This window comes from Aeoliella sp. (genome assembly GCF_965227375.1).
Taxonomy (GTDB): Bacteria; Planctomycetota; Planctomycetia; order Pirellulales; family Lacipirellulaceae; genus Aeoliella.
Genome location: NZ_CBDDFX010000002.1, coordinates 2155084 through 2179472 on the forward strand (window position 1 = coordinate 2155084; position 24389 = coordinate 2179472).

At 53.3% G+C, this 24389-nt stretch carries 22 protein-coding genes and 1 tRNA gene; 11 read left to right on the forward strand and 12 right to left on the reverse strand.

The window, feature by feature from the left end; all coding sequences use genetic code 11:
* Positions 1-20 precede the first annotated feature (20 nt).
* The 3 genes from ACQK2L_RS21435 to ACQK2L_RS21445 all read right to left on the reverse strand — a co-directional run bounded on the left by ACQK2L_RS21435 (position 21) and on the right by ACQK2L_RS21445 (position 4372).
* Positions 21-899, reverse strand: a complete 879-nt coding sequence (locus ACQK2L_RS21435; protein WP_425399090.1) for a GP88 family protein — start codon at positions 897-899, stop codon at positions 21-23.
* 1003 nt (positions 900-1902) lie between these two features.
* Positions 1903-3711 (reverse strand): serine/threonine-protein kinase, encoded by a 1809-nt coding sequence (locus ACQK2L_RS21440; protein WP_425399091.1) that lies wholly within the window; start codon positions 3709-3711, stop codon positions 1903-1905.
* Positions 3712-3733: 22 nt separating this feature from the next.
* Entirely contained in the window at positions 3734-4372 is a 639-nt protein-coding gene (locus ACQK2L_RS21445; protein WP_425399092.1) for an ECF-type sigma factor, read from the reverse strand.
* A gap of 178 nt (positions 4373-4550) precedes the next feature.
* On the opposite strand from ACQK2L_RS21445, the gene ACQK2L_RS21450 reads away from it, so the two are divergent.
* The 10 genes from ACQK2L_RS21450 (at position 4551) to ACQK2L_RS21495 (ending at position 12669) form a co-directional block, all read left to right on the forward strand.
* Positions 4551-4850 (forward strand): hypothetical protein, encoded by a 300-nt coding sequence (locus ACQK2L_RS21450; RefSeq protein WP_425399093.1) that lies wholly within the window; start codon positions 4551-4553, stop codon positions 4848-4850.
* Positions 4851-4951: 101 nt separating this feature from the next.
* Complete coding sequence (ssb, locus tag ACQK2L_RS21455) at positions 4952-5302, forward strand: single-stranded DNA-binding protein (protein ID WP_425399094.1); 351 nt, start codon at positions 4952-4954, stop codon at positions 5300-5302.
* A gap of 35 nt (positions 5303-5337) precedes the next feature.
* A complete protein-coding gene (locus tag ACQK2L_RS21460; RefSeq protein ID WP_425399095.1) occupies positions 5338-6438 on the forward strand; it encodes a hypothetical protein in 1101 nt (366 codons plus the stop codon).
* 1 nt (position 6439) lies between these two features.
* Entirely contained in the window at positions 6440-6646 is a 207-nt protein-coding gene (locus ACQK2L_RS21465; protein WP_425399096.1) for a hypothetical protein, read from the forward strand.
* 169 nt (positions 6647-6815) lie between these two features.
* A complete protein-coding gene (locus ACQK2L_RS21470; protein ID WP_425399097.1) occupies positions 6816-7307 on the forward strand; it encodes a hypothetical protein in 492 nt (163 codons plus the stop codon).
* 67 nt (positions 7308-7374) lie between these two features.
* Positions 7375-8634, forward strand: a complete 1260-nt coding sequence (locus tag ACQK2L_RS21475; protein ID WP_425399098.1) for a hypothetical protein — start codon at positions 7375-7377, stop codon at positions 8632-8634.
* Positions 8635-9127: 493 nt separating this feature from the next.
* Positions 9128-10897: a hypothetical protein gene (locus ACQK2L_RS21480; protein ID WP_425399099.1), complete on the forward strand. Its 1770-nt coding sequence runs from the start codon at positions 9128-9130 to the stop codon at positions 10895-10897.
* 87 nt (positions 10898-10984) lie between these two features.
* Positions 10985-11194, forward strand: coding sequence for a hypothetical protein (locus ACQK2L_RS21485; protein WP_425399100.1), 210 nt, complete (start codon positions 10985-10987; stop codon positions 11192-11194).
* Between the two features lie 327 nt (positions 11195-11521).
* Positions 11522-12148, forward strand: a complete 627-nt coding sequence (locus ACQK2L_RS21490; protein ID WP_425399101.1) for a hypothetical protein — start codon at positions 11522-11524, stop codon at positions 12146-12148.
* 119 nt (positions 12149-12267) lie between these two features.
* A complete protein-coding gene (locus tag ACQK2L_RS21495) occupies positions 12268-12669 on the forward strand; it encodes a helix-turn-helix domain-containing protein (protein WP_425399102.1) in 402 nt (133 codons plus the stop codon).
* 210 nt (positions 12670-12879) lie between these two features.
* Here ACQK2L_RS21495 and thyX read toward each other — a convergent pair whose 3' ends face one another.
* Genes thyX through ACQK2L_RS21520 form a run of 5 tightly spaced genes read right to left on the reverse strand, consistent with a single transcriptional unit; the run spans position 12880 to position 18724 of the window.
* Positions 12880-13767 carry an FAD-dependent thymidylate synthase gene (gene thyX, locus ACQK2L_RS21500; protein ID WP_425399103.1) on the reverse strand — a complete coding sequence of 296 codons (888 nt, stop codon included), beginning with the start codon at positions 13765-13767 and terminating at the stop codon, positions 12880-12882.
* Positions 13768-13793: 26 nt separating this feature from the next.
* Positions 13794-14759 carry a hypothetical protein gene (locus ACQK2L_RS21505; RefSeq protein ID WP_425399104.1) on the reverse strand — a complete coding sequence of 322 codons (966 nt, stop codon included), beginning with the start codon at positions 14757-14759 and terminating at the stop codon, positions 13794-13796.
* Between the two features lie 8 nt (positions 14760-14767).
* Complete coding sequence (locus ACQK2L_RS21510) at positions 14768-16597, reverse strand: hypothetical protein (RefSeq protein WP_425399105.1); 1830 nt, start codon at positions 16595-16597, stop codon at positions 14768-14770.
* Entirely contained in the window at positions 16587-17657 is a 1071-nt protein-coding gene (locus tag ACQK2L_RS21515; RefSeq protein ID WP_425399106.1) for an HD domain-containing protein, read from the reverse strand. Before ACQK2L_RS21515 ends, ACQK2L_RS21510 begins: the two co-directional genes overlap by 11 nt.
* A complete protein-coding gene (locus ACQK2L_RS21520; RefSeq protein ID WP_425399107.1) occupies positions 17654-18724 on the reverse strand; it encodes a DNA cytosine methyltransferase in 1071 nt (356 codons plus the stop codon). Before ACQK2L_RS21520 ends, ACQK2L_RS21515 begins: the two co-directional genes overlap by 4 nt.
* Positions 18725-18938: 214 nt before the next feature.
* On the opposite strand from ACQK2L_RS21520, the gene ACQK2L_RS21525 reads away from it, so the two are divergent.
* Positions 18939-19184, forward strand: coding sequence for a hypothetical protein (locus ACQK2L_RS21525; protein WP_425399108.1), 246 nt, complete (start codon positions 18939-18941; stop codon positions 19182-19184).
* Between the two features lie 45 nt (positions 19185-19229).
* Here ACQK2L_RS21525 and ACQK2L_RS21530 read toward each other — a convergent pair whose 3' ends face one another.
* The 4 genes from ACQK2L_RS21530 to ACQK2L_RS21545 form a co-directional block, all read right to left on the reverse strand.
* Entirely contained in the window at positions 19230-20180 is a 951-nt protein-coding gene (locus ACQK2L_RS21530) for a thymidylate synthase (protein WP_425399109.1), read from the reverse strand.
* Between the two features lie 20 nt (positions 20181-20200).
* Positions 20201-22417, reverse strand: a complete 2217-nt coding sequence (locus ACQK2L_RS21535) for an NAD(P)-binding protein (RefSeq protein WP_425399110.1) — start codon at positions 22415-22417, stop codon at positions 20201-20203.
* 315 nt (positions 22418-22732) lie between these two features.
* A complete protein-coding gene (locus tag ACQK2L_RS21540) occupies positions 22733-24004 on the reverse strand; it encodes a tyrosine-type recombinase/integrase (RefSeq protein WP_425399111.1) in 1272 nt (423 codons plus the stop codon).
* A gap of 182 nt (positions 24005-24186) precedes the next feature.
* A tRNA-Leu gene (locus ACQK2L_RS21545) sits at positions 24187-24270 on the reverse strand.
* Between the last annotated feature and the right edge of the window lie 119 nt (positions 24271-24389).

A 24389-nucleotide genomic window follows, 5' to 3' on the forward strand; every position in this document is an offset into this window, starting at 1 on the left:
GGCACCCTCGCTGCGATTTGCTAGGCAACGTTGAATCTGTTCAGTACCGGGACAGTGGATGCTGACCGATCGGTACGCACCACAAACCCCGTGAGGTCCTGTTGGGCAATGCCCTTGGCCCTGAGTCCGACGATCGATGGCGACGGGTCCAGGAAACGAAGATCGTTAGTGTCTCCGTCGATGACTGGATAGCCGAGCCACGTGCGGTCCGCTGGCAGGTCGGGCCAGAAAACCATCGCGACATTGGACTTGAGTTCCTTGAGCACTCGCTCAACCCTGCCGTAGTTGTTCTCTTTGGCGCTAAACGTCAAGTGGTAGTTGGTAGGCCAGGAGTTTCCCCCACAGTCACGCTTCCACGCACTCATCGCTTGTCGTTCCATACGCGTGTACAGAACGGTGTAGTCATAGAACTGCACTCGCCCAGCGAACTCGCTGAGAATCTCCGGATGGAGCAACTCAATGGGGATATCGCTCGATCCGTTGATACGGCAGGCAGGCTTAAGGCCAAGTGTTTCAGCGTCGTAACAGAGCTGGTGCAGATCTTCACGAAGAAGTTGCAGGAACGCGGCGGTGTCTGCGGCATACAGTGCCGCCCGCCGATCCCGTGCCATCGTCGCCCGATCGTAGCCCATCCGCCCGCTCGTGAAACCAAGACAGGTTGCTCTGCAGGAAGGTGTGCTTGCCGGGCAGTAGATGGAACTGGTCAAGTAGAGTATGCGTGTGAGCACGCCCTGTTTGAGACCCTTCTCCACCTTGCTACTGGTACTCAACAGCGAACGCGGTCGGCCGAGCCTGTAGAGTATTTCCTCCGGGGTTAAGGTAGTGGTTTTGAACAGCGATTTAGGATCTTCCGTGTTGCGGATGATCTTTAATCGACGCTGCGTCTTTACTTCTTTCATTTTCATCACCATTGCCGTGGTCTGGTTCACCGAGAGGTGGTGACCACGAAAACCAGTCCCCTCGCCTGACGCGAAGCGTCAGGCCAGAGTCCGGTTACGAAAGGTGATGGATTCCAAAGAGGAAAGAAAAGCTAGCGGGTTATACTGCGAATTATAACAACGAAGTAATTAGCGACTAGCGAATTGCTCCGAAGATTGAGAGGTGTCAGCAGCATAGGAAGTTCAATTGGACTCCCCTCGCTGTGCATATAGATAGGATGGAGAGATCCGTTAGCCTATGACCTGAAGAAGTCCGCTTGCAGCCGCTACGATTCGTGCGTTGCAAGTTCAAGAGTGACAGAATGTTACATGTCCTTCACAGGACAGGCAGTTGGAGTTGGCCGTGTGTGATCGGATGTCTTTGGCACACGACGCGTTAGAGGGGCACAGGTCGGCTCGACCATGCAGAGTACTCACCGCCAACCTTACCATCCCCCATGTTCGAAGATCCGTGGGTACCAGATGTAGGTAAGAAAGCAGAGAATTCTAGCCTCGACACCTTGGTTGCTTACCCGCCGCATCTATGTGAAGATTCAGATATCGTTGCAGGTCCGACACCTCCTTCGCCGCCAGTTCGCCAATTGAGTCGATGCCTTGCGTCGGGTGACTTGGAGACCACTGGTGCGTTGCCAGGGTTAAGCTGAAGGTTACCCGAAGGAGGTTGTTGCGATGGACCCGGAAAAGTGCTGGCAAGAGATTACTGAGGCCGTGGAAGGACGACGTAAAGAAGACCTCAATTCTGGAGTCGCTGCACTCACTGAGTGGCTAGATGAAGGTGGCAAGCCGCCGCTACTTCCACTGAACGAGGGGCAAGCAACTTGTGTGCCCAATGACGAAGTTCGGGGTATGATGGTCCGTAGGCTCTGTCGACGATTCCTGCAGGAATCTCGAGATTGGTAGTTGGCACGGCTGGCCCAACAAGGGAGGGGCCGCTAACGCTGCCAGCGGTCTCCTCTCCAACCGCTTACGGTACTAGATTCCAGCGAAGCCAGCGAACCATCCGGTAGTCGAGCGATTGTAAAACAGGGCCCCAATCATTCACCGTGGCAAACGAACGGCAAGCTGAGGAAAACGGCCCAATAACTGATTCAGGCACAGCGAGTGCTTCGGTGACGGCAGGCCATTGATGAGCTGCTTTAAGCGAGTAGGCTGCCAGTCGGGACTGGGTGGCGGCCAGAAAAAGGCCAGCGGAATTCGGGTGGCTCTCGATAAGTTGGGTTCGGAACGAATCGAGCGTAGCCCGGCACCACTGTTCAGCGATCGGAGCAGCTGCCGCGAACTGTTCATAGTCTTCCAAACTCAGTCGCCGCTGGCGATAAAGAAGCCGCAGATAGATTTCATCACCGGTCCAGTCGTCAATGTGGAGCTTCAGTAGTTTTGAGAGACAAACCACTTCTTCCCTGGCGGTTGCGACCCCTACGGCATAGGGCAGGAGTTCCAGAAGCGCATCACGCGCTTCTGCTTCTGATCCCGGCCATCCGTGGCTTACTAGTTCCGTTGTGATGCGTCTCTGTCGGACCGCAATAGTCCCCATGGCTGCACCCAGTCGCCAGCACTTAATGTCAGGCGACAGCGGAAGTGAGAAGTCGGTGGATCGAGCAATCGCTCTTCGCGCAAGATCGCAGGCTTCACCGAACTCGGCGGCAGTTTCAAATCGCTCGGCTGCGTGGCGCGAAATTGCATTCCGGCAGATATCGCGAATTGGTTCGGGGGTGTCGTCGTGAAAGTGAGGATCATGTTTGCCACCAAGGAGTACGGCCTTCACGACCGCGTCTTCCCTTTCCTCTGCTGTCATCATCAGGCTTCCCTGGCAGAGTTGAAACAATAATGTGCCGAGGGCGTAGATGTCTTGCTTCAAGTCGACGTCGGCGGCCACACCTACGATGGCTTCAGGAGACATGAAGGGCAAAGTCCCCCCCGGGAACCCCTCGGCAGCGGTTGAAGGGTCATCTTGGCGAGAGACATTGAAATCAATAAGGTTGATATCACCTGCTTCGCCTACAAGAATGTTAGCGGCTTTGATGTCACCGTGGACGAAACCACATTGATGTAACCGGTCGATTACGCTTGCTATGCGGGCTGCTATTTTAAGCGATTCTTGGTAAGCCAACCCGTGGTGTGGAATCTTGGACTGCAGTTCCACGCCCTGAATGCGATCCATAACGAGAACTGGACCTGCGTGCGTATCCAGGATTTCGATGAACCCCGGAATCCCTGCCCCACTCAGAGACTCCAGGACGCGTCCTTCCGAACTCAGCCGTTCATTTACGCGCTCTGGGGCATCGGTGTGGCGTGGAATTTTGACCGCGAACACATCACCTGACGTGACGTCGCATGCTTCGTACACGGTGCCGAGCCCACCACTGCCAAGACGTTGCAGCAGCGTGAACCGCTGGAACAGGATTTCGCCGAGATAACAGCGGTCACCAGGGCACCGCAATTCTAACTCTACTGCAGTGAACTCCCACTGAGCATAGTCGTTCCAGCATGGTTGCTGCCCCTTGGATACTTGCCCACGGTAGGCATGCTGGAATAGTTCTTTGGATCTCCATACCGACTCAGGAAGCAGGCCTGTGGAGTGCAGGTCTTGTAGCCAGGTAAAGTCAAACAAGGTATGTTCAAACGCGACCATTACGAGAGATACGGCAATAACATCCCGCTCACTTGCAATGGGCCAGCGACTCACCCAGTCCGCGATATGGGTCGTTGGAGCGGATAGGAACTGCTTCTCGAACGCGATGAGGAATTCAACTTCGTCTGGCTCTTCCTGCACGGCAATACAACTCCCCAGCGTATCATGTCTCATCAAGGCCAAAGCGGTTATAGATTATCGCTTTGCGCCGTTGCACAATTTTCTGGATGGTGCGAATGGAGTAGGACTCCTCGCTATCGCCGGAGGCATCAGACGCATCATCGGTCTCAAGCGATGCCAGTATTTCGGAGATCTGATTTCCGTTATAGCCATTCAATATCCCCAGCAAGCACATCATTCGACGCTTCTCGGTCGGCTCCTCGTTGATGCACTTCACCAGCTCAACGGCGAGCTCCTCCGAAGCCACCGCAACTTCCGGACGCTCGATACGGGCGCCTTCCGCGGTGGGCGCATTCACACTTTCCTCGCTAGCTTTATCACGTCTGGAGCGAGATTCGTGCCGTGCGGCTTCCGCAAACGTCATGTTGATGTGCTTACGAAGAAGACGATGAAAGTCGTCACCGTCCAGCGATTTACGCATTTTCTGCGTATTCTTCATGCAACTCGCCAACGCTTCGTGCGCGATCGTCGAAGCTGTACGACGGCCCTTAAGCTGTGCCCCGAGACGGTTTTGGGCGATTTCTCGTGCCCTGCCAAGAAAACGGTCGTAAAGATCCGTCGCTGCATCGTGCCCCTGCTGCAGACTGGCGATGAGGTCGGTGGTTGGAATGCGGTCTTTCATGGCTTGCGGTACAAATTCGTAGGAATTTGAAGAAAGGCGTTCGTTGAGATGGGAGAGTGTCGGATTAACTCAGTGAGAGCCGAGAGTGCTACTCACCATAATACCGCGAATGGCAGTAACCGCCAACTGTTCGACGCCAACCCCACTTCGTAAGTGGAACACGAAAGCAACGAAGGCAATGCCCAGCACCGACTACAGAACATTGCGAGTGCCCGGGTGGTTGCTGGAAGAGCTGCGTCGTCGCGCGGGTCGCTTAGAAGACTACCTCGCTGAACATGCAACCATTGAGCAGGCCAGGGAAGTGAATCTGCCAGCGGAGCCTCACGAACAGTTTGGAATTGCACCTTGGCAAATCATTGCTCGGCTGGTTGCCAAAGAAGAAGCCTACGAGGAGCGACAACGCCGGTATCGCGAAGCACAAAAGAAACGAAGAGCGGGAAAGCGTGAGGAGGGTAGCGAATCACGAGAGTCTTTTTAACTAGATGACACTCATGAGAAATAGCGACAAGTGATACCCAGGACTTCTTAGTTGATCGGTCCTGCGCTAGGGATCCAGTAGAACTCCAGGAGACAAAGATCATGGCACAACATTTTTCACGCGTTGACCTCGTAGGGAACCTGACTGCGACACCCACGTACATCCAGGCTGGCGAAAAGAAGGTGGCAATAGCCGAAGGGGGCATTGCCGTTGAACGGCCGTCCAAAAACGGGAGTTCGGCGGGGGTCGATTTTGTCGACTTCGTTGCGTTTGATGCTTTGGCGGATGTCGTTCGTGAATTGCCCAAGGGAACGGCGGTGAAGATCGAAGGAATACTCCGGCAGGATCGTTGGACTAACGATCAGGGGCAAAAGCGCAGCCGACTGAAGGTGGTTGCGAAACGGGTATACGTACTCCAGGAATTGGCCGCCGAACGTCAGGGAGAGGCATAGTCTCCGATTTGGCCTGAGCAGGAAGAAGTAGCAAGATGTTGATGAGTGGTACCAAGTCGACAAGCCCCTCGTTCAATCAGCGGCGCCACGCGGCTGAAGGCGGCAGGCAGACGCTAGCAGTAGTGGTACCGCCCGATCACTGGGTGTGGCGGATGATGGGAGTTGATCAAGGCGGCATTATCAGAGTGGGTTATGGCGAGGAGCAAGAGTGCGAGATTCAATTGGGAGTCGAATTCAACGAAGAGTTGGCGTTTGACCACCCCACCGACGGCGAGTATCGGCTACGTGTTCGTGGACGGAACTTAATAGAGGTGTACAGGCCGGACGGAGCCCGAGAAATCCTGACGTACGAGTTCAGAACGAATACCTGTCGAGTGGTCCGGCAATTCAGGGACGTTGTTCGAGTTCACGTTGGCGAGCGGAGTGTCTCGCTTACGAGTGATGGTGGTGTCTGGGACGGCGGTCAGCGGCGAGACGCCAAAGACAATTGGACGGCCTCGTTTGGTTCGACCACGGTGATTTGCAGCAGCTGTGTAGTTAGTTGGTGCTGCGGCGATGAACTGCTGTATTTCGACAGACAACTAGGGCGTTGGTTTCAGTCGGTATGTGAAGCAACAGCATGGGCATTTGGCGAAATCCTCAACGGTGAGAACTCACTGAGCGTGAGCCTGTTTGGTGGATTGGTGACGGTGTATGCCAATGGTTGTTTCACGCTTGCTGACACCTACTCGTACGCTCCGCAAAGTCACATAGACCAGGCACTACTTGGCGACGGGGGTGAATGCGCACTCTATGTAGCCCGGAGTGCTGGTAGCGATGACATTTACCTCTACGAACAGAACGCGTCGGACCCAACCGGAGTGCTGCGGTATGTACCGGACTACTTTATTGGGAAAGATGGAGAGTCACAATATCCTGCCTGGCTGTATGCCGCCAGTGATATGGCCGTTCCACCAGGACAGGCCGGGACAAGTTTCTTCGGAACACTGTTCGCCATTTTGCTGCTTTTGCTGCTGCTAATGTCGTTGGTGCTGGTTCCGGCCGCCGTAGCGGCAGCTGTGGTGGTAAGCCTACTCGCGGTGAGTTCGATGGTCGGTGGTTTGATCAGGAACATTCGTGACGCACTAGGAGTTTAGTATGTCACTCCAATTGATTCGTGCGTGGGCAATTTTTGCAATCGCTTTGATAATCTTCATGATGTTGTTATTCCCCACCCCAACCAGTGAAGCGATGGTCACGCGGGTGTGCAGCATCTGGATGGGAACTGCGATGCTAACTATGATGTTCCGCCCGATTTGGTGTCTGGCCGCATGGCTGGTGCACCAATTCGAGCGACTGTTTTGATGTGTGTGTTTTTGTGGGTTGGATGGTTCGTTGGTCGTGATGTGTGTGTTGTTTCAACGGTGTGCTGACTGAGCAGTCGTTGTGCTTCTCAGTGGGCAAACTTGGCGGCTTCCCACAGCGTGACATTCAGTCGCGTTGCTAAACCGCCGCGAAACAACAGGAGATTGATATGTTTGAAAACTCGAACAATCAAGGAAACAACGCATCCTTTTCGCAGGCAACCGCCTACGGAGAGAACGAAAAAGCATCGGTTATCCAGTCGGATAGCCAACTGCCATCGGGTCGCCTTCTAGTGCCGGGTTATCCCGCTTACGAAGGTGCCTGGTGGCAAGCAGCACCAGGGTCGAAGAACGCGGGTGCCATCTACGCGGGAGTGTTCCGTACGGGGCAAGACCGTCGTGGGCGGCGCAGAACATACCGCACCTTTCCGGTCTCAGGTGGTGGTCTGATCGCGAATATAGTGGGCACTATTGAGTTGCTTGCCTACTTCGCAGATGACAAGGCGATTCCAGCGGCGGATCGGAAGCTCAACTTTCAAATCGCAGTCAGTTGCGCGGAAGCGGTGTACCGACACCTAAATCCGCGTGGTGAGTCGCCGCGAGCGAAGTTGGATGCGACTGCCGGTGAATCCCTTGCGGACCTGCTTGGTAGCCGACGCTAACTACCAACCCAATTAAAGTCCGGGTTCCCCAACGGGGAACCCGGCATCTAACTACTTTTACCTTTCGATGGAGATTGCCGTGAGTAGGAATGGGGATTCATTTGATCGTGATGGTGAGCAGGAACTTCCATCATTTTCTGCGGTGAATGGCTGTGGCAGCACCACCTCGGCCCGACGGCGTGGCGGTGAGCCATCCCGAAATGGAGAAGACCTGCAAAACAAGGGGGCCGATCCACCGCTCATCAAAGAGGTGATGACGTGCATTGCCTACGTCTACCTTTTTGGTACAGGGATGCTTCGCCGCGTACAGGCGACCGAAGAAGCGGATTCGATTTTGCGTCGGATCCCTGGCCTGAAATTGCTGCCAGCCGACGTAGCGAAGCAGGCGGCCATGAATGGCAATGACGGTGCGGCCGAACAGGAACTTGTTAACCTGTCTGAGTCGCAGGTAGAATCTGCCCGCGACTGGAACTACCTGCTTCAAGTCGCGGAGTCCATTCTGACCGAGGTACGGCCATGGCGGGTAGCGGCCGAGCGGGCGGTCAATGAGTGCAATACCCAGCGGGCCGCCGCTCCACGGTCAAAGTACGAGCGTCAGGGGACGCTTCTATCAGCACTTAAATTCTGCAAACTGCCTGACTGGGTTTGCGTGCTGTTCTTCGCTCTGGTGATCATCACCGGACTTGGCACCGAAATCATCTGCGGGATGCTGTACTGCTACGTATCATGGCCCGAGTTTGTGACAATGGAGTTTGCATTTATAACCCCAACACTGGCTGCCTTTTCATTGACGTTCACTTTCGTCATTGGTCCATTTGTCCTGTTGAAATTCTTGCCTTTTGGCCTCGATTACGACGGGCAAGAGCGGTTCTACAAGAGGTTTCGCCTCCTCGCAGGCATCCTCTGCCTGGTCGCACCGGTGATGTTCGCCTGGGTGCTATCGATCGCAAAAGATTACCCGCCCGGTCTCGCAAGTGACGACCCGCCGTGGAACCCAGGGATGCTCGGATACGTCTTGGTCGCAATGATCACGGTGTGCTGTACAACGACAGCGGCCTCGGTTTTCCTCAAAGCGGCTGTCAACAACCTCTATAGGCTCGTCGAAGTCACCGAGCCGGCTTATTCAGGGTTAGAACACAAGATCGGTTACGCGAACGAGTGTTTGGCAAGTTGCCTCGCCCTGGAACAACGGGCCAAAAGAGCAATCGCCGCCTATCAGGCGGCGGTGACCGCCTCAAAGCTGTCGGCATCGAATGCCCTTGCGATGTACAAATCCGATCGTGAAGCACGCAAGTTCCAGGCGTACATCATCAGGAAAGGGGCCTAGATATGATCAAGCGTTTGGGTTTGCGTCCTGCAGAGGTTTACGCTGGACTACTCGTCATGTTTTGCATCGCAGTTATTGTGTCAGAGTCACTAGCCGCTGCGACGTTGCTGTCTGTTCCTCTGAGTGCACTCGGCATTCAAGGGAATTGGGCCATGTTGTTGTTCGTACCGTGGGTTGCAACTCCCCCCGTATTGCTTATGTCTCGTAATGACGCGCATAGCGTCAGCTCGGTAATCCGCTTGCTGAGAGGGGCAGCAGCCGTGATGCTCTGCGTAGGGCTTGCTGTACTTAGCGGGCTGTTGATGAGAAAGCCTACGCTGTTTCTGAGCGATTCACCGGAGCTTGCTCTCGATGTAGAAGTTGTGGGGTGGATGTTTATCGGGCCCTTGTCGTCAACGAGCTGCCTCAATGTTCTGTTTACCGGTCTTGGACGTTGCACGGCTGTGACGTCCGTCGTCAAAAGTATGGAGACATACCGAAAGGAGCTTAAGTAATGTCATATCGTGCAATAGCCCCCCTAACTGTGGCTCTGATGGAGTTGACTATGGCGGTACACGGTGGAGCGTACGCCGCCGAACCACCGATGGCGGAATTAGTCACTCGTCACATCGATTTCTCGACTGAATGCCGTGAGTTCTTCTACTTTGTTGCCGATGGATTCAAGACAGACCGCCTGGCAGTTGGAGAAGTCGTAGAGACAATCGTCAAGGAAGCACCCGTTGGTTGCGTGATGCACGTCTTCGCCACACCTTCCCATGCCCCAGTGGCAACAATCCGAATCAAAGAAGCAAAAACACTGCTGCGGATGCAATCCCGTGAAATGCAGAAACCGCTCAGCAAACTTCGCCCGTTTTTCCGTACTCCTCCGGAAGATGGTGAATTGGAAATCGACGTATCCCGCATACCCAATACGATTGCCACGGTACGGCAAACAGACTACCCGGCGATTGTAGTGGCGTGTGGAGATCCAATCTATCACGGTGGCAGATTCCACCGGGGATTTAACATGGAATCAGCGGTGGTGCCGGATGATTCAACACTTCTGAACTCATCGCTATCTTATCTATCCCCGTTCTACCAGGGCGTGAAGGATTTTCCTCCGCACACTCTATTTAATATCCTGGCACATAGTTCTGAATGGGGGGCTGACCACCAACACCGACAGGCTGTTGAAAGGTACTATCGACTGTTCGCTCAGGAAAAAGGTGACGCATACCTGCTAAGGATTACCGCCGACGTTGACGCCGCCTTCAACTTCGAGAACCCCGAGCTACCGGCGCCCGTCGTCGCGGTGGAAGGTGAGTTTGGAGTCCGACCTGCGGTAGTGCAATCGGCTCAAGAGCCCAGTGGAGCTGATCCGCTTGTGGTGTTCGTTGGTTGGCCAAAGGATAAACCCCCAGTCACGCAAATTGACCCACCTCAGGGTGTGGAAAGCATCTTTGCTAAAGCGATGGACTCGACTACACACACGCTCATCGCCATCCGCTGGAATATTGATAACAGCAACCTTACCCTAACAGATGTCGACCTTCGCCTGAGCCACCCCGATTTCGCCGATGAGATGTCCTATGCAAACCCTAAGATGCCATTCGCCAAGCTAGTGAAGGATGTTCGCTACGGCGTAACGCGTACCGCGAAAGAGGACCCCGCATCCGCCTTTGGCGAGAATTGGGAGATGGTGGTTGTGCCGAACAAGTACCTTCCCCAAGTGAAGGCTTGGATCAATGTTTTCACCGCGGTGGGCCCCATCAAGGTAAACGTTGCGCAGGTCGGAGCGGGCCAACGGCGGGACGCCTATTATACGATTCCCTCTCGTTTCGGTGACGAAGCACAAGACCGTGACCACCGAGAAACGAGTCGGGCATGGTTCCCTCTCACGATCCCGATGGAGGAGGAAAGCCCCCAACCTGAGGGTGCGGTGTCAAACTGGCAGGGGTCGACAAAGCAGGCGGAACGTGTACCCACCCCGGTGGGTGCCGTATCGGGTCCAGTGGAGATAGTACCCTCGTCCGCCCATTCGGTGCGATCCCTTCAGCAGCACGTTGTTGGGACATCATCAATAAGCACGGATAAGAGGCCGCATGAAACCTCGATACCAGTGTCCACGGCAAAGGCATCGACTGAAGCTGTCACTGTTCGGGCACCTCGATCCATAACAGCGGGGCATGTGATGGTACCCGTGGTCCACACGGCCCACCCGGGGTACCTTCCCCCACCGGCTTGGCACCCCACCTATGGTCCCTGCCAATGGCAGCCGCGCTAACCGACTTTTTGCAGCACTTCCAGTTCCTCGATGTGGCCACAGCCAATTGAGTGGAAGGTGCAAAAAGTCTTTTGCAAGGAGGACAAAATGTCTGTGACTACTCGTAGACAGCAAAGAACGGAAGCTAAACCAGGTAAACGCGCGAAGTACGTTGATCGCCAAGCGATTCGCGAACTCTACTACCTCACCGAGGCGCTAAACAAGCTGGTAGGTGCAGTGGTTCAGTTGGCGTTGGTCGGTGCAGCCTGCATCATCACTGGCATCGCGATCGCTCGAGCCATTTACCTGCTGGGCTGACGCATTGGCCCCAGCCTGCCCTTCATAAGAAGGGCAGGCTTTTAGGATCATTACTCACCTGCGAGGGGGCGAGTCACCCCCCAGAGGCCAACAGTTCCAGATATAAACCAGGCAATCGCCGATGGAATATCATTCACGAATCCGGCTCGACCCAGTCGGTCAGCTAGATCGAGGGATACTGGGAGCGAGACAGTAAAGAGAGCGAGAATCGCCCACCGGCTGCGAATCAATTTACTAATGTTTCTGTAGTTCATGGAGCCTCCTGCAGAATGCGTTGGAGGACCAGATTATCACTCTCGCCCACCGATTGCAAAAGATACTTGGTCGATGAACAACACGAACGCACTAACGAACGCATTAATTGAAGCCCTTACCACAGCGGTGCGTTGTTTCTCGATAGATCAGGTGTGTTGCCACTGGCCTTACAGTGATCGTCACACCATGAAAGCTGCGGTCGATATGTTGAAGGATCGAGCAATTATCACAATTGAATCGCATTTGATTCACCCGCCTCCGGAATCCTCAGGTCCTGAGTTCGTGTGGATGCCGGGTGACGAAGAACCAGACTTCGCTGGGGTCGCCTATCGTTTGCGAAGCCGGTGGAGTCGTCAAAAGAGAATGACTCCACTTGCCTTTCCGACACGTGTTGCCTGCGAGCAATTTGGTGGCACTCGTGTGAGACCGCGGGCGAGCGAACTGTCTCATGACGTTCACTTTGCTGAGGTGTATCTCCAGTGGGTGCGCATTCGTGACAATGTCACGCACTGGAAGTCCGGGGATCTCTTGCGTTTATCAGAACCAGTCGCCCAATTTGGAAGCAATATTCCGGATGCCGTCATACTGAATGCAAATGGGCAGATTGAAAAGATCGTCGAAGGTGGAGGGCGCTATGCCCGTGGAAAACTGGAGCTGCTTCACGAGACCTATCGGGGATATGCGTACGAGCTCTGGTAGCGGCCTACGAAGAGGGTTCATCCAGCTTTTGAGCACCCCCACGGACGCGAAGGACAATTGTACTTGATGCTGATGTGTCACAACATCAACCTGCCAGATATGTTTCGGAGACCATCGCCATGAATCCATTGAAGTCCCGCGAGGTTTACGATGCGGGAGTCAACTGCAGCGAGTCCCACTGGGAAGAACGTCGCCTCGACAATCATGTGGCTAGTGGTGGTGATATCGGCCAAGCTCTCGACAGGCTGATCGACCGTATCGACTCGCTCGAAAGAATCATAGATGAACTTCACGACGCACTGCGAGGACAACAACACACCAAAGAATCCTACAGCACGGCTGAAGTTGCAGAAATCCTCGGCAAGCGACCCTACACCGTTAGAGAATGGTGCCGACTGGGGCGTATCAACGCATTCAAGGCCATGTGTGGCCGGGGGTGTGAGGCAGAATGGCGTGTCCCCCATGAGGAGCTGATCCGATTTCGAAATGAAGGTTTGTTGCCGATTCCACCTCACTATTAAGATTGCGTACGAGTTGCGGACTCGATGTGTCGCAACGTACATCAGTGTTTACGTCGCGTTTACGTCCGATGCAGGTTTGAGGAGCGAGTGACCAGACTCACAATCTAGTACCACCCGTTATGAAGGTAACTCTTGGGGAACGCTTGGCGGCTGGAGCAGAAACCTACTCGGAGCAACCCTAATAGAGAATATCGAAACGCTCGGAAAACACTAGAGCCAAGTAGGTGTTAGCCCGAGAGCGGCTGCCTTGATCTCGAACTCGGCTCGCTCGCGATTGGCTTTCAAGCCATCGCCGTCCTCTGTGATCCATCCGAAAGACTTCGCGGCCTCAGTCGCGTCTGCAACCTTTCCCGCCAATAGAAGGTTGATTACCACCTGGTCTAACCGACTTAATTGCATTGCTTCGAGCCTATAGTCAACGAAGGCTTCCCAAGCCATAGGCACCCACTTTGCGACGATCTCGTTTCCAATCACGTTTGCATATGATCGAATCTCGTATTGAGCGTGGGCGTCCATTCGCAAAGCGAGGAAGTGAAAGAGATTGTGTAGGTCTATCTTCCAGTATGCCTCCGTGTATGTGGACAAAGGGAGGTCTTTCCTTGCTTGCTCGCGCGCAACGCCAGCGTCTAGCCTTTCTTGGTAAATCGTATCGTCGAGCTGATGCAGTTCAGCTTCCCGGTCAGACAACATCTTCCCGATCTCCGGAGCTAGGTAGTCGCCACTTCCCTGTTTATTTGATCGCGACTGGACTCTCCAACTTTCCGGAGTGGTCTTCTGCTTGGCATCGATCGCTTCGGAATAGCGTGTAGAGTACTCATTCACATTTGCTGTGCGATGCCGAATCCACTGTCGCCACGCGTCCATCGGTACGCGAACGTGAAGTTTCACCTCGCACATTTCAAATGGCGTTGTATGACGATTTCTCATTAGGTAGCGAATAAGTCCTCGATCTTCGCTCACCCGCTTGGTTCCAGCACCATAAGAAATTCGGGCTGCTTGCACAATTGATGAGTCGTCTCCCATCGTGTCCACTACTCTGACAAACCCATCGTCCAAGACCTTAATGCTCTCGCCCCTCAAATCAGTTGTGTTCGTCACAGTGCTAAACCTCCTTGCCGTTCGTCTTATGAGTCACGAACTGTGTCAAATGGAAAAAGAAAAAACTGTTCGCCAGGTGCTGAGTAGTTGGCGGTGTTGTAGACATTCGCTTGTGCGTAACAAATCTGTAGCCTTCGGTCTCGCATTCCAGCGATCGCCGCACCAACTGTTGAAATCTTTGTATTCATGGGTGCAATCAGCGTGTTGTATGTCTCGCAATTACGTGCTAGGTCGCTAAGCGTTGAGGCAGTGGCAAGGCTATCGTAACCGTCGAAGGTGAATGTTTGCTCTGCCTTGACTAGAGCTGATAATCGCTTTCGATGCAGTTCGTTTGTCCTCTGGTGCGGTCTTGTTGGCTCGACATTCTCATCGCAAATCCCCAGAGATACTAACGAAGGCTCACACTCCTGTATCAAGCTCAACGCTCTTTGGTACTCAAAGCCGACTAGGACGATAAGATGATTGCGTTTAGATGGAACAATCTCTCCGGGGTAACTCAGGATGGACCTGACCTCACGGATTCCACGCGAGAGCCACTTTTCGTCTTCCGCATCGCCCACGGAATATTCTGAGGCATTCAAGTAGATGAGATTGACAGTGTCCTCACCTCGTCGCAGCTCATTTACTAGTCGCAGCAGAATGAGCAATGCTTCCCGCGTAAATGCAGTTATGTCAATAAGGACATTCTTCGAAGCGCCGGCAAACAGGCTTTCAAGTGGTACTAGCAATCCATCGGCCGTAAGTAGAGGATCCGAAGTATTCGTCTCGGCCGAGACAAATCTTTCTCCTACTGAATCTGCTACCTTTTGAACTTGTTCAGCGGATTCTTCAGCAAAATCGAGGTTCTGTGCGACGATGAACTTGCTGATATCTAGTGCTGAAAGAGCGCATGCAATGGAGATGCTTCTTTCTTCGAAGCTTGCGCAACAAAGAAAAGCATCGATCCCCAGATCTTCTACCTGCTCCAACAATTCGCTAAACCTGCCTTGCATCACGGGCCTCATTCGAAAAGGGACATCTGGCCGGTCTCAATTGTTTCTTCAACGCCCTTTTGCTTCATCTTCCTCAGAAGCGTTTCAGGCTTCTCCATGGCCTGCATCAGCACATCATTGCTGATCCACAAGTAGCCAGCGAACGTCGTTGGGTCGAGTGAAAAGAAAGGCGCCAAGCGTCTTGTCAATACATAGAGACGAGTCCGACCTGTACCGTCCTTGTTTCCAATTGACGATCTGTGGAAATAGCCGTATCGAACCCCCAACTCAAACACTTCAATAATTTCTGCGTCTGGGCGGCCTGAAATTGCAACTGAAAAAACACGTCTCTCCGAATCGTCTGACAACAACTTGATCTTGAACGCGCCGCCAAGGGCCATGATAAGATTCTGAAGACGCTGCATTTGCTTTTGAATTCGTGTTTTTGAAGATGCGGCGTCAATCCCGCTCAGCTGAGCCTCTTCTTCCTCGAGCCTAATTTTCTCGAACTCACTGAACATCAAGGCATCTGCTTCCGCCCGGACGATGTCATTCTGAATTCCAGGCCGAATAGCCTGGACAAACTGGCCAGGAGACCTGCTTTGCTCTTCGTCGAACATCATCGCAGCGGCTTCAAGAAAGTAGCGAACCAAACCGGAAGAAATGTGAACCAAATGTTCAAAGCCTGAATAGCTGTAAGTGCTACCAGACTTTGATCTTCCTGTCAGGCTGCGAATATAATCTGGCCTCGCGTATCGAACGGCGTCGTCCTCTGGCCGATGCCCTCGCCCGCTTTCTTCCCATTGGGCTTTCAACTGGACAGAGATATCTGCGATCGCCGCCTCTTGTTGCTGATCGGGTGGGAAGAAATTCGATGGCGTAACATCAACGCCATAGGTTGTAAGCCGCTTTTGAACAATCTCTTCTACTCGATGAAGATACCGACTTCGCCTGGTGGTATAAACGTCCGCGATATTGATCGCCTGGTAGTCATGAGGTGATTGAATTGGGAGTCCGGAATTTGTCGCGAACGTCTTGTACCGTAGCTGGGTCGATACTTTGATACTTATGTCTTGCTGCGTTCTTGTCGATATCCAAGAGTTAAGAGCGACAGTCTGCGCTCTGTTCAAATAATCGGCATCATCTATCAACAGGTACGCGGGGCAACTCGGTAGGAAGGAGAGTTGTTTTAACGCATTGAAGACTGGAAGTAGAAAATCAACATACCCGCAAAGGGCTGACTCGTATGGCAGCAGTTTGTCTACAGAGAATGAAAGACGTCGTGCGTAGTGCACCACGCTACAGTAAAGAGAATCGCATAATTCTGACAGCGATTCAAAAACATCTTTCGCTGATGAGCAAATGTTCGCCAGCGTAGGATTGGCGAGTCCACATGACAACAAAGTCGGTCGTACAACATTGTGGAAGAAAGCAACTGTCTCCGCTAATGCCTCGTCATCGTCTGGTATGTCGAGCGTACTGAGAGCTCCGAACGCTTTAGAGGCTACATACGAAGTGAGAAAGTGCTCATTGAGAATAGCGTCCGCGTGACGGTCTTCTAGCCTTCTAAGGTCTGTTAGATTTGGTCCCGTGTTTTTTATAGAGATGAGAAATGCCAAGAATTCTAAGTCTCGCAGATTCTTACCTCGGGCAAGACATTGGCAATCCGGCAGCATGTAACGAAAGATCATGCTCTTGCCACAGCCACGTGGCCCATTGACCATAGTGTGGCCAATATCGCGAATCTTATTGAAATCAGTAAATGGATCAACGAAGAGTTTGTGAACGCGTTCGGCATCCATGTCTTCGGGGGTAAATACTTTGAAAGGATTTGGCTGGTCAACCATATCAGACATCATCCTGCCTCCCTTGTAATTCTGACTGAAGGCTACCTCCGTCGTATCGAACGTCAGGGCACATTTGAGAGAACAAAGCCGAGTCGGTTGATGGATAGCCGGACTCCGATAGTCGATAGCCGATTGGGTCGATAGCGGGTGTGATACTATTCTCATCCTCAAATACTTCGACTCGAACGGTAATACCATCGACTCGCGTAAATGGGCTCATGAAACGCATGCAGTACTTGGATTCGAGATACATCTTCAAAGTTCGCTCGAAGATTTCGTCGAGTAGAAAAACGTGCTTCGTGATAGGCGACCCATTGTCGGCGGTCCCAACCTGTTTTCCGAAGGTGCGTGTCGCATCCTCGACGTTGAAATTGAATTTGAGGTCGACCAGTCCTTGGCTTGGGTCAATCTTTAGGGACTGAAGACTTCTTGAATAGGCATGATATATCTCGCTTCGCTCAGGAATCTGGCCAAGTTTCTGCGCCAATCGTGATGCTCGGTAGAAATCATCCGCCAGCTCGTCAGCAAATCGAAGGATCGCGGCAAGGGGCTGAAATCTAACATCGAATCCCAGTACGTGATCAGAAGTAGGCAATGAAGATATTGTGTCCTTGCTCCCGTTGTATGTTCCACCGTGTGCTCGAGCAATAGAGAGAATTGCTTTCCGCTCTACGGCTTCTTCGGCTACGATATTCGACATCTCATCCATAATTCGCTTGGCGTTCTCTTCATGTTGTTGCCGCCCAAAGAAGTTGCCCACGTCATGAAAATGGATCGCCAATACCAATAGGTGTATCTCGTACGCAGAGAACTGCGGATACTTTTCCGATGGGTGAGAGAGCAATCGACCTGCGCGTTCGATCACTGTCTGAATGTGGGCAATACCGTGGTTATTCAAGTACCCGGCGTTGTTTGCAAGCGCCGCTTTTTCGACCTCGGGGTGAACGGTGCTGTTTAAGAACTCTTCGACCGTGTTCAATCGGTTGGCATAACTGATGGACGCCAGTTTAGGAAATGAAGTTGCAGGCTGCGAACGCAACCAGTCGGTCAATGAATACAAACTGGAATTCATTTCTTCTTTCCACCTACCATCTTTGCAATCGTGGCGAAAACGGCTTTGGCGAGAAGCGGTGGTACCGCATTTCCAACCTGTTGCTGTTGAAAGCCAATTGATCCCTTGAACTCGTACTTGTCGGGAAATGACTGTAAACGGGCTGCCTCACGTACGGAAAGTCCGCGATGTTCCGTGGGGTGAATTAACATGTTCTTGCGAAAATTGCCAATCACAATCGAAGGCTTTGAAGACTTGAGTCGGTGATAGATTCCAGTGTGACATCGCGTTCGATCTGCATAGTTATCCATCTGATTCTCAGGTATGTCTTCCCAATTACCGCCTTGGGGGACGTAGGAGTATCGTTCAATGACGAACTCAGCATTCCTTGTGACGAGATTGTTGCAGCAGCCCTTCCGCTTGCCTCGCATTGCCCGTCCATATGGAGAAGGCTTTTTGCGACCGTAACGCTGCCAGCATTCCATTTGGCCGTTTTCAAGGCTCGGGAGATCCCGAATGGCATCATCCACGCTTACCACACTTGAAGACGGCTTGGGGAAGTGGAAGGCTACACCATCGCGATTTGCGACGATAAAGAAACGAGTCCGATCTTGGGGGACACCGTAGCGCATCGCGTTCAGTTTGGCTGAATGAGTCGTATATCCCATCTGTTCGAACTCAGACTCAACGGCTTCGACAAAAAGTCCCCCCTTCGTGTTGGTAAAACCCTGCACATTCTCGAAGACTATCCACTCAGGGGCTAGCAACCTGGCGATTCGAACGAATTCAAGAAAGAGCCAGTTGTTCTTGTTTTTTTCACTTCGGGTTCGCAGGTTGGACCACGAGAAACCTTGGCATGGTGGTCCACCAAACAGGACGATTCCATCACCGTCTGCGAGCCAGGGGCGAAGCTGTCGTCGATTCAGTTTTCGGATGTCGCCGGAGAACAGAGTGGTCGATGAGTGGTTTTGCCGATATGTCGCGCAAGCCCACGGATCGTTCTCGACAGCGAATTGAACGTCGATTCCCGCCAGTTGGGCTCCCAGACTCATCCCCCCTGCACCGGCAAAGAGGTCAATGCCGATCATGATATGATGCCACGGGATTCTGGAGGTCTACCTGGTAAATATACCGCAGTGAACTCGCCAGGGCCAGTAGCCAAGGCACGCTCGATATAGGGCATAAGTCTTTGACCAAGCTGGTGAAGCCTGCAGAATCGCCCTAGTCAATACAGTCCACCTAAGTGGCAGTGTTCGTGCTTTTTGCCTATGGCCAATTGACCGCGAAAGCGATTCAGCGGTCTTGTTGACTGCTGCAGCGACATCCCCGAAATCGGGATTGCTCAACATGGGGGCGGCGCAGATTTCTTCCTCAGCTCAATTGCAGTCGATTCACATCATCTCCGGCTGGGAAGCAATTATGTTTGGACACATCTTAAAGCTGCAGCGGACCATTACGCCGGAACATTGCAGGAGCTATTCGACCGACGCATTCTACAATTGGAGCTTTCAGACCATCGATCGTGGCGGCAAGTGCCTCGGACTGTGACTTTGGGTTACGGTATCTCCCAAGACACTACGACCAGCGGTCGCGCTAAAACAGGTAGGAAAAGCAAGACTGCTCTACGTCAACAGGCGTCAATGATGAGTCCCTAGACTGTGCAGCTGCTCTGAGCGCCTTTAGATACACTCGCCAGTAGTCATCTAAGGCTAGTCCAGCTGGAAGTGTCCCGTGAGTTCGAATCGCCTCCTCAGCGGATATTAACTCAGTTAGCACGTCAGACGCCGCTTGCTTCATCGGTGGCATGCAAGCTGGGTAAGGAAGCGATTCGGAGAGAACCAAATCGACGAGGGCTTCCTCATCAACATAGTAGTGGAGCGAACCAAAATGGAATATAAGTGGACCGAGTTCAGCGTCCAACGATACGGCCATCGACTCCTGAAGCATAGACACAAGGAAAGCATCGTACGGGAATAGCATGGCAGCCGATTGAGATCGCACACCAACCACACACGACAGAGTATCGCCACGCTTTAAGAAATGTAGATGCAGCAGACAAGGGCAATCGCGACTTGGTGATCCAGCATCATCTGGCGAATAAAGTGACACCACTGCTCTGCGTGAACTCGGGTCCCGCTCCAGCAATGACCGGCAAGCAGAGAACTGGTCGATCGTGTCGAGTCCACAAAGTCGCTTGCCTAACGCATTCGGGAGCGTCGCACCGTCATCCGAGAACGGTGTGCCACGCGAGTTGTAGTGAATGATTCTGCTCAGGTCATCTGACCCGGACATTGCATAGATGACATTAGCAAGCAAAAATGCTGGGCTAATCGATCTTGCCTCAGAGTTAACCAAGCGATCTCGCGGTGCCTCCACAGTGATACTCGCGCCCAAGAGTTCAACGTAATCACGTGCTTGCTCACCGAATGCAGAACCCACAGAGAGTGCATCAACCGTACCGGGCACGCACTCTCCTACAGACTTAATCTGTTGCAGAATGCCCCTCCATGCTTCGTGTACACTATGGAAAGTCGTTGATTGCATGTTGCTTGATAACGCTGAGGTCAGTTTGGAAGGCTCAACTCAAGTGGCTCAGGAAGGCCCCCATCTATTGAAATGGGATCTACTTCGAAGAGGGAAACAATAGCACCGTAGTCGCTCTCAATATTAGAAAACTCGCCAGCTAAGCCAATGGGCATTGCCGCTGTTTCCTGAGGCGCCGCGATGGTACGCGAAAACAACCGTCCATCATCGAGATTTGTTGCGAATAGCGACTCAACGCTATCGCCGAATGTATTCGCAGCAGACACCGCAGCTTTCTTGACGGCCGACTGATTGGGGGCATCGCCAACCTGATTCTTCTCAACATCGATGTAAAAGACATATCTCACCGTCGTTCCATCGCTTCCCGTAAAACTGATTGGAACAGTCACGACCATTGCAACTTTATCAACCTGCATACTATGGTGTGGCCCGGTGGCGTGGTTCTCCGGAGTACGAATCAAAAGGTTCCACATGCCATTCCACTGCTCGATACTCGATCCCTGGTGGGCAACAAATCCCTTCCCGGTCCCGATAGTAACACCTACAGCTCCCGGCTTGTGGTCCGCACTGCTGCGGAATACTCGACCTACTCTTCCCTCCATTCGACTTGCTCCGGCCGTTCCATAGTAGGCTGTTACCTGCTGATAGCAGGCAAGATTACCACGCGATGCGTAGTGCAGCACGCGATGAAGTGCCGTCCGATAGGGAAAACCCGCCAGCGCACCGGACGCATCAATGGATGAGCACGCGGACTTCACCAAGATGGTCCCAGCCAACAGCTCTGTCCGAGGCACTCGCTCGGTCCAGTGCTTAGGATCATCAGCGCGAGTTGACTCTGGCGTTTTCGACCACCAACCAGGGGGCCAATGGCTTTGAAGTTGCCACAAATCGGGGGCGTTCCGTTGCCGTTGGTCTAGTGACTCGACATCGTCCCCGGTAAGTCCTGTGGCCTTCAGAATGGCAAGCCGATCGGTTCCATGACGGATAATCGCCTCATCCGGCCACAGCTTTCCATAGCCCTTGATCGAGACCGATCCGTCGAGCGATAAATCAGTTTTGTCAATTTCCCCTCCAACATACGAGAAAGCCTCAACATCGTATAGAAGGCTAGCGGCTAAAACGTTTAGAAATGACCTGCCCTGTAGTGTGAGTTGCTCGTCAAGCGAATGCGCTCGTCCATTCAGTACAACGTGTGTATCGTGCCGCCGTCGCCGGCGAATCATATCCATTACCGCGTCAGCTTCGGCCCTTAGGCCAGGTTCGTTGCAGATTGCTCGTACCGACGCAAGCACAGAAGCCTTAGGGGTGGCGATTAGCTTCTCACGAAGTTGACCCAATCGTGCTACAAGCCTCGGAAAGTCACCGAACAGGTCTTCGATCAAAGCGTCTTGCTTGTAGCCGCGGACGCACGTGCGTATCAGGTCGATGAGCGCTCCATCGCCAGTGCCAGCTATCAAAATCGATTCGGGGCGTTCCGACCTCGCCCCGGGTCTTGGTTGACCAAACCGATCGTTGCGCCAGTAAGAGACTGTTGTTGCGTCTAAGACGTCGGCCTCAATGCCGAACCCTACAGCGACGAATACGTTGTCGAATTCATGTGAGCCGCCTCGCCCCAGCCACCTCTTTCCTCTGACCACCTGGGATGGCTCGGCTGCATTGTCCCAAGCAACACGCTTTCCATCAATTCGGGCATTGGCACGTAGGTACTCGTTATACCTTCCATCGGCATTCTCTGAGATGTTCTCGAACTGCTTAAGGACACTCCTGGCGACATCACCTGCGGTCCCCGCTGACCAGTTTAGAATTGGGAGACGTGCGTCCCTCCTGGTCGACGCCGGATGTGGCCAATCGTAGATCGTCGGGTGCAGGGCACGTATTTCGCAACCAGACTGCAAGTGGCAAAGCTCTGGACGCTGCTCAAACAGGTGCACTTCGAACCCGCGACGGAGCAGTCCCGCGGCCAAAGTTATCCCTGCGAAGCCACCTCCAATGATTGCCACCGATGGCAACTGTAGACTCTTTTCTTTCGCAGCAGTACAGTACTCGTAGAAGGCATAGCCAAGATTCAAAGCGCGGATCTGCTGCCTCAGCACAGTGCCGCCAGTGCGTCGATCGAGCGGTGTCGCCACGTAGATATGGCGTGCCGCTTCTCTCTCAACCCGATGGAGATTGAGATAATCTTGCGCATCGACCGAGGCAAGCTGGCCGTCCGTAGTTAAATCTCGAGCAGGCGACATGCAGCTTACTCCTACGAGGCTCACGCCGGAATCCGCAATCTTGGCGTCCTGGTTCAGACGCAAGCCCGCAGTATACCACCAGCCGTCTAGCAGGGACACCAAGCGCGAGGGGAGTGGGCCGGTGCTTCGCAAGCAAGGAATATGCTCCGGAACCTGCGTCGGACCGACACTCATGCGGGCAAGGATGTGAACGGTGCATCCCGACTAATCGCCAGATGAATGGCAGAGGCGATTCACCCTAGAATCTGGCGACAGGTGGTTGTGAAGTTGGAAAACAGTGGCTGGTGGCGATTTAAGTTCCCCACCCAGGCTACGTCAAGCAGGCCGCTTCGAAGAAAGTAGCTGAGAGTGTGGAGTTTTGACCCCGAATACACTGTCGATGGCAGACCGGCGTTGTCCGGGGAACAAGTGTCGGTATCGCCTGCGCATCTCCTCAGTTTGGTGCCCCATGAATTCGTCGATCACGCGTTCGTCAACGCCTGCAGCAGCGAGATTGGATGCGAAAGAATGCCGAAAGACATGAAATCCTCTAAGAACTTTCCATTCCGTCTTTTCAAGCGTCTTTTTTAGATGGTGGCGGGCCTGCCACGGTGTGAGTGGCTGGGCTTTGCTTTCGATCGACTGTGCGAAAGTAAACTCTCCCCCCGGGTGACAGTCGAACCAATGGTCCAGTACCTGCTCCAACAAGGGGCTCATGTCGATCCGCCGGTAGGTCATAGCCTTGGTCCGGCTCTTTTTCTTTTCTCGAATGATGAGCGAACGCGACGCGAAGTCAACATCCTCAATCCTGGAACGGATCATTTCACTGCGTCTTGCCCCAGTATGAGCGATAAAGACCATCATGGGATAGATAAAGGAGTAGCGGGCCTTCTTCCGGATGACTTCAAGGACTCCGGTAACTTCATCGGTGTCCAGATAGAGTGACTCCCAGTAGCGATCGATTTCCTCGGGCGAGTGGTGCCCGAGGCGAAGGACTCTTTCGATCTCTATTCGCGTTCTGAACGGTGGTTTCTCGTTGGAAAGCGGCAAAGCCACATGTTTGGTGGGGGATGCCCCGAGCAATAGCCCTTCCTCCACTCCCCAGTTCCAGAGCATCCGAAAGGTCACCAACTCCTTGCGAATAGTGTCCGGTTGAATGGCCTTGTCGTGGTACTTCTCCTTCAGGCGCTTGCCAACATATTCCTGCAGGTCGGATTTTGTAACGGTCTGCACCTGCCGGTTCGCCCCGAGATGACGCTTAAAATGCCGAACGTGGATTTCTTCACCGCGAAGAGTATTCGCTTCCTTCCTTCCGGCCGGCATCCTCTCAAGATAGGTCTTAAAGAAAAGTGATAACCCCAGTGGCTTGGGTTGGGCAGCTGGCCTGGTGAGACGACCATCGCTGAGGACAAACTCCACATGATCCGCACCGGGGGGAACCGCAATTCGCCCTGTTTCGATCAAGCGAAGCGTTTCCTCAACCCGCAGGCGAATCGCAGTAGCAGTTTTCCGATTGGGTGTCCCCAGAGACCGATTGATGTTGCGGCCCTGGTACCGAAACCGGATAAAAAAGTTCGGTGATTTGTCGGTTTGTTCGATGCTTGCCACGGCAGATGCTCCCGCCGCGGAATACTACTCTCGCGGCAGGGAAATCCTATAACGCAAGCAAGGGAAAACCAGCGATGCAAATGCCATATGAGAGCCGGGTCGTACCGAACTGGTACTGAATGGAGTTTGCAGGCGCGGATGTCGACACTAAAGAATCGACGTAAGTCCTTGTCAGATAAGAGTACCGGAGGTGGGACTCGAACCCACACGCCCTTGCGGGCACTGGATTTTGAATCCAGCGCGTCTGCCAATTCCGCCACTCCGGCAAAGTGGTTGACTGCAACAGTTTACGGCAATTTCGGGATGTCTCCAAGGGGGAGATACTCGGGAGAAAGGCCGGGGACTCGCGGAAAGTTCGGCTTCTGGGTTGGATACCCCGGTTATT